The 8,558-nt window shown below is 73.2% G+C and carries 6 protein-coding genes; 2 read left to right on the plus strand and 4 right to left on the minus strand.

What is annotated here, in order from left to right:
• Positions 1-190 precede the first annotated feature (190 nt).
• Positions 191-1,276: an RICIN domain-containing protein gene (locus tag P1P70_RS35260; RefSeq protein ID WP_319245115.1), complete on the plus strand. Its 1,086-nt coding sequence runs from the start codon at positions 191-193 to the stop codon at positions 1,274-1,276.
• Positions 1,277-1,358: 82 nt separating this feature from the next.
• On the opposite strand, the gene hutI is transcribed toward P1P70_RS35260, so the two are convergent.
• The 4 genes from hutI to hutU form a co-directional block, all read right to left on the minus strand.
• Positions 1,359-2,732, minus strand: coding sequence for an imidazolonepropionase (hutI, locus tag P1P70_RS35265; RefSeq protein WP_319245116.1), 1,374 nt, complete (start codon positions 2,730-2,732; stop codon positions 1,359-1,361).
• A complete protein-coding gene (locus P1P70_RS35270; RefSeq protein WP_319245117.1) occupies positions 2,729-4,084 on the minus strand; it encodes a formimidoylglutamate deiminase in 1,356 nt (451 codons plus the stop codon). The genes hutI and P1P70_RS35270 overlap by 4 nt, the downstream gene beginning before the upstream one ends.
• On the minus strand, positions 4,081-5,286 hold the full coding sequence (locus P1P70_RS35275) for an allantoate amidohydrolase (protein WP_319245121.1): 1,206 nt from the start codon (positions 5,284-5,286) through the stop codon (positions 4,081-4,083). Before P1P70_RS35275 ends, P1P70_RS35270 begins: the two co-directional genes overlap by 4 nt.
• A 65-nt stretch (positions 5,287-5,351) precedes the next feature.
• Positions 5,352-7,016, minus strand: coding sequence for a urocanate hydratase (hutU, locus tag P1P70_RS35280; protein WP_319245118.1), 1,665 nt, complete (start codon positions 7,014-7,016; stop codon positions 5,352-5,354).
• Positions 7,017-7,172: 156 nt separating this feature from the next.
• On the opposite strand from hutU, the gene P1P70_RS35285 reads away from it, so the two are divergent.
• The coding region (locus P1P70_RS35285) for a diaminopimelate decarboxylase (protein ID WP_319245119.1) at positions 7,173-8,558 on the plus strand (1,386 nt) is incomplete at its 3' end.

The raw sequence follows: 8,558 nt of genomic DNA on the forward strand, positions 1-8,558 counted from the left end.
ATTGTGTCCTCATTCGGTTGTATGCTCTTGTTGTCGACGTTGGTTTTTGTGTCTAAAGCAGTAGCGTGCATAGTGGTTTTCGGCCTGGCTCGGGGCCGTGGAGTTTGTAATAAGAGCAAGGCATCCGGGCCCGGTCGTCGGCGCCGGGGCCGGGGCGTGGCTCGGGTCCGGCGCCGACGACCGGGCCCGGATGCCGACCGGAGCGGAGCCATGGGCGGGCCCCGGCGCCGCCGACCAAGGCGTCGCGGGGAGCGGCGCGGAGGCATGGGCCGACCCGTGGGACGGGACCGGATCCGACTCCGACGCGCGCGTCGGCGACTCGGCCGGTTCCGGGGCCGACCCGGCAGGCCCCGCAGGGCGAACGGGCAGGGCCGGGGTGTCGGATGTGGCCGGGGCGGCTGCCGGGATCGGCGGCGGGCCGGGGTTCGATGCGGGCGTCGTCGGTGCGGGGGCTGGAGGAGTGCGCGACCGTGGGGCCCGAGGCGTGGGCCGGAGCCGGTCCTCGCGCCTGGCTGGTGGGAAGGGCGAGGCCGGGGCGTCGGGGGCCAAGTGGTCGTCGTCGCGCCGGGTCGCGCTGACCTCGGTGGCGCTGGGCGTGGCGTTGGCGCCGCTGTTGGCGTTCCTCGTGTTCTCGGGCTCGGGCGGCTCGTCCGACGACGAGGCGGGCTCCGGAGGTACGCCCGCCGTACCTCCCTCCGGCGCGGTGACCCCGACCGTTCCGCCGAACCCGACGCCGTCCCCGACCCCCTCGGAGACCGCGAGCCCCTCGCAGCCTCCTGAGGAGGAGCAGCCGACGAAGAGCCCGAGCCCGAGTCCGTCGACGTCGGGTCCCCCGAAGCCGTCGCTGCCGTACGGGCCCCCGCTGAACGGTGCCTACACCCAGGTGGTGAACGTCGCGTCGGGCCTGTGCCTGGACATCCGGGGCGAGTTGGTGAAGGGCACCGACGTCGTCACGGCCACCTGCTCCTCGCGCGCCACCCAGCGCTGGCGCGTCGACTCCCACCGGGACGCCCTCCAGTCGTTCGCCGATCCCGACCTGTGCCTCGACAGCCGGGGGGCGACCGACGACGGTGTGGGCGTCTGGGACTGCGACTCGCTCGACGGGGACAACGGCGACAACCTGCGCTTCGATGTCGACTCCCGGGGGATGATCCGCCCGGCGGTCGCACCGGGGCACGCCGTCACCCCGGACGCGCTCGGCTCCGTCGCCTTCGCCGAGGTGTCCGGGCGCGACGGACAACGATGGCGCGCGGGTGCCGGGCCGGTCCACAACTGACAGCGGGCACCGCCCGTGCTGCCCCGCCACCGTGCCTGCCCCGCCACCGCGCCTGCCTCGCCGGTCCTGCCGGTCATACCGGTCACGCCACGCGTGCGCCCCTGCGCCATACGCCCATGACCAGGGGTACCCCCGGCCGGTAGGCGAGGTGGACGTGGCTGGGCGCGTCCAGCAGCGCGAGGTCGGCGTACGCGCCGGGCGTGAGGCGGCCGATGTCGTCGCGGCGGAGCGCCCGCGCGCCCCCGGCCGTCGCCGACCAGAGGGCCTCGTCCGGCGTCATCCCCATGTCCCGCACGGCGAGCGCGACACAGAAGGGGACGGACGAGGTGAACGACGACCCCGGGTTGCAGTCCGTGGAGAGGGCGACGGTGACGCCCGCGTCGAGGAGGCGCCGGGCGTCCGGCCACTCGGCGCGGGTGGAGAACTCGGCGCCGGGGAGGAGCGTGGCGACCGTACGGCTGTTGGCGAGGGCGTCCACGTCGGCGTCGGTGAGGTGGGTGCAGTGGTCCGCGCTCGCCGCGTCCAGTTCCACGGCGAGTTGGACGCCGGGGCCGTGGGAGAGCTGGTTGGCGTGGATGCGCGGGTGCAGGCCCCTGGCCTTGCCGGCCGTGAGGATCGCGCGGGCCTGCTCCCCGTCGAAGGCACCCTTCTCGCAGAAGACGTCGATCCAACGGGCGTACGGGGCGCAGGCGTCGAGCATCTCGCCGGTGACCAGAGCCACGTAGGCGGCGGGGTCCTCGGCGTGGTCGGGGGAGACGATGTGGGCGCCGAGGTACGTCACCTCGTCCGTGTGCCGGGCGGCGATGCGCAGCGCCCGTGCCTCGTCCTCGACGGTCAGGCCGTAGCCCGACTTGGTCTCGAAGGTGGTCGTGCCCTGCCGTAGGGCCTCGCGGAGGTAACGGGTGAGATTGGCCTCCAGTTCCTCGTCGGAGGCGGCTCGGGTGGCGGCGACGGTCGTACGGATGCCGCCCGCGCTGTACGCGCGGCCGGACATACGGGCGTTGAACTCGGCGGTCCGGTCGCCCGCGAAGACGAGGTGGGAGTGGGAGTCCACGAAGCCCGGGATCACCGCCCGCCCACCGGCGTCGACCCGATTGTCAGTGGCGGGTGCTTTGCTTTGATCACCGGTCCACGCGATGCGTTCACCGTCGATGACGACGGCTGCGTCCTGGATCAGTCCGAGGGGGGATCCTCCCCCACTCTCGAATTTACTCGAGCGGGGGGACCCCCATCCGAGGGAGGGGTCGTTGGTGACCAGGGCAGCGATGTTGGTGATGAGCGTGCTGGCGGTGCTCGCCGAGTGGGCGGGGCTGTCGGTCGTCGGGCTGCTCATGGCGTCCTTGGTTGCCTGGTCGGCGGTCGGTTCGGGATCGAGATCTGGGTCTGGATCGGGATCGGGGTCGGGGTCGGGGTCGGGGTCGGAGGCCGGGCGCACGGCTGGTCCGGCGCGGGTCATCCGCGCAGTGCTGCGACGGCGTCCGCGAGAGCTTTCGGCACATCCGGTACGAGCGCGTGCGCCCCGTCCCGTACGACGTGCCGACCTCCCACCACCGTGTGCGACACGTCTGCTGCCGACGCGGCGAATACAGCCGTCTCCGCGCCGAGCCGTGGAAGCGGCCCGGCTGTCCTGACGGAGTCGAGTGCGATCGTCGTGAAGTCGGCGAGCGCCCCCGTCTCCAGGGCGCCGGCGTCGTCCCAGCCGATCGCCGCGTGACCGTCGGCGGAGGCAGCCCGCAGCAGGGCCGCCGCCGTCCAGTGTCCGCGCGTGCGGGTGCGCAGCCGCTCGTTCAGCTCCATCGCCCGCGCCTCTTCGAGCAGGTCGACGACGGCGTGGCTGTCGGAGCCCAGCGAGAGCGGGGAGCCCGCCCGTTGCAGGGCGACGGCGGGTCCGATGCCGTCCGCGAGGTCCCGTTCGGTGGTGGGGCACATACAGGTGCCGGTGCCGCTGCCGCCGATGAGGGCGATGTCCTCGTCGGTGAGGTGGGTGTTGTGGACGCCGGTCGTGCGGGGGCCCAGCACACCGTGGTCGGCGAGGAGCCGGGTGGGGGTGCACCCGTGTGCCGCGTGGCAGGCGTCGTTCTCCGCCGTCTGCTCCGACAGGTGCACATGGAGCGGGGCCCGCCGTTCCCCGGCCCATCGCGCGACCGTCGCCAACTGTCGCGCCGGCACGGCGCGTACGGAGTGCACGGCCGCACCGATCCGCGCGTGATCCCGGTCCTTGAGAACTGAACAGCGTTCGGCCCAGGCCTCGGCCGTGCCGTCGGAGAAGCGGAGCTGGTGGTGGTCGGGGGCCTTGCCGAAGCCGGCCGAGAGGTAGGCCGTGTCGAGGAGGGTGATCCGGATGCCCGCCTCGGCGGCGGCCTCGATCAGCGCCTCACCCATGGCGTTCGGGTCGGCGTACGGGGTGCCGCCGGGGGCGTGGTGCACATATTGGAACTCGCCGACGGCCGTGATCCCGGCCAGCGCCATCTCGGCGTACACCGCGCGGGCGAGGGCGTGGTAGGTGTCCGGGGTCAGCCGGTCCGCCACTCGGTACATGACCTCGCGCCAGGTCCAGAAGGTGCCCGAGCCGACCTGGACGGTGGAGCGCAGGGCCCGGTGGAAGGCGTGGCTGTGGGCGTTGGCGAGGCCGGGCAGGGTGAGGCCGCGCAGGACGACCGCGCCCGGGGGCGGGGTGGGTGTCTCCGTGCGGACGGCGGTGATGCGGCCGGCCTTCGCCGAGCCCTGCCCGGCCACGGTCAGGGTCACGCCCGGCTCGACGTTCGTGCCGAGCCAGGCGTGTTCGAGCCAGTAGGTCGTCTCCGTCACCTGCGGGCCAGCCCTTCGAGTACGTCGGCGAGCGCGGTCACCCCGGCCAGGCAGTCGTCCTCGGCGGCGTGCTCGGCCGGGGAGTGCGAGACGCCCGTCGGGTTGCGTACGAACAGCATGGCGGTCGGGACGGTTCCGGACAGGATCCCGGCGTCGTGTCCGGCGCCGGTACCGAGCACCGGCACCTTCAGCTCGGCCCTGCCCCGGCCCAGGATGCGGGCGATCTCGTCCCGCAGGGCGTGTTCGAACTCGACGACGGGGGTGAAGGACTCACGGACGACATCGAGTTCGATCCCGTGCGCCTGGGCGTAGTCACGGGCGGCCTCCTCGATCGCGCCGACGACCGTGTCCAGCGTCGTCTGGTCCTCGGCACGGGAGTCGAGCCAGCCGCGTACGAGGGAGGGGATGGCGTTGACGCCGTTCGGCTCGACGGAGATCTTGCCGAAGGTGGCGACGGCTCCGGCGAGCCGCGCCTCCCGGCGGGCGGCGAGCACGGTCTCCGCGTACGACAGCATGGGGTCCCGGCGGTCCACGAGCCGGGTCGTGCCCGCGTGGTTGGCCTCGCCGCGGAAGTCGAACCGCCACCGGCCGTGCGGCCAGATGGAGCTGGCGATGCCGACGGCGTCGCCGGACAGGTCCAGGGCCCGGCCCTGTTCGACGTGCAGTTCGACGAACGCGCCGATGCGGGCGAGCCGTTCCGGGTCCGGTCCGATGCCCTCCGGGTCGTACCCGGCCGCCTCCATGGCCTGCGGCAGCGTGACTCCGTCCACGTCGGTCAGCCGCCCCGCCTGCTCGACGGTCAGCTGCCCGGCGGCGAGCCTCGACCCCACGCAGGCGAGCCCGAACCGGGCGCCCTCCTCGTCGCCGAAGTTGACGATGGCGAGGGGCTTGTCGAACCGGGCGCCCCGGGCGCGGAGTTCGTCGAGCGCGGCGAAGGCCGACACGACTCCGAGGGGGCCGTCGAAGGCGCCGCCGTCGGGCACGGAGTCGAGATGGGACCCGGTGACGACGGCGTCCCCGGCGGTGGGGTCGCCGAGCCAGGCCCACTGGTTGCCGTTGCGGTCGACCTCGTGGGTCAGCCCGCGCGCCTCGGCCTGCTCCCTGAACCAGGCCCGGCACTCGGCGTCGGCCCCGGTCCAGGCGAACCGTCGGTAGCCGTGGGAGTCGGGGTGCCGGCCGATGGGGAGCAGCTCGCGCCACATGGTGTGGAACGAGCTTCCCACGGACGAGGCCTCGTCCCCCGCTTCCGGAGAGTGGGCGCCTCCCGTCACGCGTCCTCACCCTCGCGCATCGGTACCCGTACGCCGCGCTCGTCGGCGACGGACTCCGCGATGTCGTACCCGGCGTCCACGTGCCGGATGACGCCCATCCCGGGGTCGTTGGTCAGCACCCGGCGGATCTTCTCGCCGCCCAGCTTGGTGCCGTCGGCGACCGTCACCTGGCCGGCGTGGATGGAGCGGCCCATGCCCACGCCGCCGCCGTGGTGCAGGGAGACCCAGGACGCCCCGGAGGCCACGTTGACCATCGCGTTCAGCAGGGGCCAGTCGGCGATCGCGTCGGAGCCGTCGAGCATGGCCTCGGTCTCGCGGTAGGGGGAGGCGACGGAGCCGCAGTCGAGGTGGTCGCGTCCGATCGCGAGCGGGGCGGCCAGCTCGCCGGAGGCGACCATGTCGTTGAACCGCTCACCGGCCTTGTCCCGCTCGCCGTAGCCGAGCCAGCAGATGCGGGCCGGGAGGCCCTGGAAGTGGACGCGCTCGCCTGCCATCTTGATCCAGCGGTGCAGGGACTCGTTCTCGGGGAACAGGTCGAGGATCGCCCTGTCGGTCTTGGCGATGTCGGCGGGGTCGCCGGACAGGGCCGCCCACCGGAAGGGGCCCTTGCCCTCGCAGAACAGCGGCCGGATGTAGGCGGGGACGAAGCCGGGGAAGGCGAAGGCCCGCTCGTATCCGGCGAGTTGGGCCTCGCCCCGGATGGAGTTGCCGTAGTCGAAGACCTCTGCCCCGGCGTCCTGGAAGCCGACCATGGCCTCGACGTGCCGGGCCATCGATTCGCGGGCGCGCGTGGTGAACCCGGCCGGGTCCTTCGCCGCGTAGGAGGCCATGTCGTCGAAGTCGACGCCCACCGGGAGGTAGGCCAGCGGGTCGTGGGCGGAGGTCTGGTCGGTGACGATGTCGATGGGGGCGCCCATGGCGAGGAGCTGCGGGACCAGGTCTGCGGCGTTGCCGAGGACGCCGATGGAGAGGGGGCGGCGGGCGTCACGGGCCTCGACGGCCAACTGGAGGGCGTGGTCGAGGGAGTCGGCCCTGACGTCGAGGTAGCGGTGCTCGATGCGGCGCTCGATGGCGCGGGGGTCGCAGTCGATGCAGATCGCGACGCCGTCGTTCATGGTCACGGCCAGCGGCTGGGCGCCGCCCATGCCGCCGAGCCCGGCGGTGAGGGTGATCGTCCCGGCGAGGGTGCCGCCGAACTTCTTGGCGGCGACGGCGGCGAAGGTCTCGTAGGTGCCCTGGAGGATGCCCTGGGTGCCGATGTAGATCCAGGAACCGGCGGTCATCTGCCCGTACATGGTCAGCCCGAGCTGTTCCAGGCGGCGGAACTCCTCCCAGTTGGCCCAGTCGCCGACGAGGTTGGAGTTGGCGATGAGAACGCGCGGGGCCCACTCGTGGGTCTGCATGACGCCGACGGGGCGGCCGGACTGGACCAGCATGGTCTCGTCCTGCTTGAGGGTCCTCAGGGTGCGGACCATGGCGTCGAAGGAGCGCCAGTCACGGGCGGCCTTGCCCGTGCCGCCGTAGACGACGAGCTTGTCGGGGTGCTCGGCGACCTCGGGGTCGAGGTTGTTCTGGAGCATGCGCAGGGCGGCTTCCTGCTGCCAGCCCAGGGCGCTGAGTTCCGTACCGCGCGGCGCTTTGACGGGGCGGGGTCCTGACACGGGTCTGCCTCCTCGTTTACAGCAACTATTCACATCCTGACTTGATGAATAGAGCTAGTCAATACAGCCGTAGGGCCAGCGGCGGCGCGCCGTGGGTGTTTGTCTGGACACACTGGCCCAATGGGCTCGGGCGACGACGCGACAACGGGGGAAGAGATGGGAGACGTGACGAACGGGACCGAAGGGGAGCGGCCCGGCGGCCGGCGGGGCGAGGGGGACGCCGAGCGCACGCTGCGGCTGTTCGACACCGACGGCGAGCGGGCCGCGCGGCGGGACGAGGCGGTGCGGGCGGCGGTGGAGCAGGGGCTGCTGGGTCCCGGCGAGCCGGTCGTCGCGCTGCTCGACGCGACCGGGATCCGGGCGTCCGCCGGGGCGCTGCGCAGGGCGTTCGACGCGGTGACGGCGCCGGGGACGCCGGTGCTGCACGCGTTCGCGGTGAAGGCGACGCCGCTGGTGCCCGTGCTGCGGCTGCTGCGCGAGGCGGGGATCGGCGCGGAGGTGGCGAGCGCCGGGGAGCTGGCCCTGGCGCGGGCGGCCGGGGTGCCGCCGAGGCTGACCGTGCTCGACTCCCCCGCCAAGACGCCGGCCGAGCTGCGGGAGGCGCTGGCGCTGGGCATCGCCGTCAACGCGGACAATCCGCAGGAGCTGGACCGCATCGACGCACTCGTCCGGTCCGCCGCCACCCGCTCCCCCGTCGGCATCCGGGTGAACCCGCAGGTCGGCGGCGGTGCGATCGACGCGCTGTCCACGGCGACGGCCACCTCGAAGTTCGGGGTGGCGCTCCGGGACGAGGGCGCCCGGGAGTGGGTCGTACGGGCGTATCTGGACCGGCCCTGGCTGAGCCGGCTGCACGCGCACACCGGGTCGCAGGGGATCCCGCTGTCGCTGATGACGCGGGGGATCACGGAGACGTACGAGCTGGCGGAGGAGATCAACCGGCGGATCGGGCGGCGGCAGATCGACACGATCGACATCGGCGGCGGGCTGCCGGTGAACTTCGCGTCGGAGGCGGCGACACCGACGTACGAGCAGTACGCGCGGCTGCTGGCGGAGGCGGTGCCGGGGCTGTTCGACGGGCGGTACGGGCTGGTGACCGAGTTCGGCAGGTCGCTGCTGGCGAAGCACGGGACGGTCGTGGCGCGGGTGGAGTACACGAAGAGCGCGGGCGGGCGGGCCATCGCCGTCACCCATGCCGGGGTGCAGGTGGCGACCCGTACGGTCTACGCGCCCGGGTCCTGGCCGCTGCGGATCGCCGCGTACGACGCGAAGGGGCGGGTGAAGGGAGGGCCGGCGGTGACGCAGGACGTGGCGGGGCCCGCCTGTTTCGCCGGGGATCTGCTGGCGGAGGGGCGTTCGCTGCCGTTGTTCGAGCCGGGGGACTACGCGGCCGCGCTGGACACCGGCGCGTACTACTTCGCGCACCACTACGCGTACAACTCCCTGCCCCGGCCCGGGATCTACGGGTACGCGCCCGGGGAGGGCGGGATGCGGTTCGCGGTGGTGCGGCGGGCGCAGACCGTGGAGGAGATCGTGGCCGAGGCG

Source organism: Streptomyces sp. MB09-02B, from assembly GCF_033794485.1.
Taxonomy (GTDB): domain Bacteria; phylum Actinomycetota; class Actinomycetes; order Streptomycetales; family Streptomycetaceae; genus Streptomyces.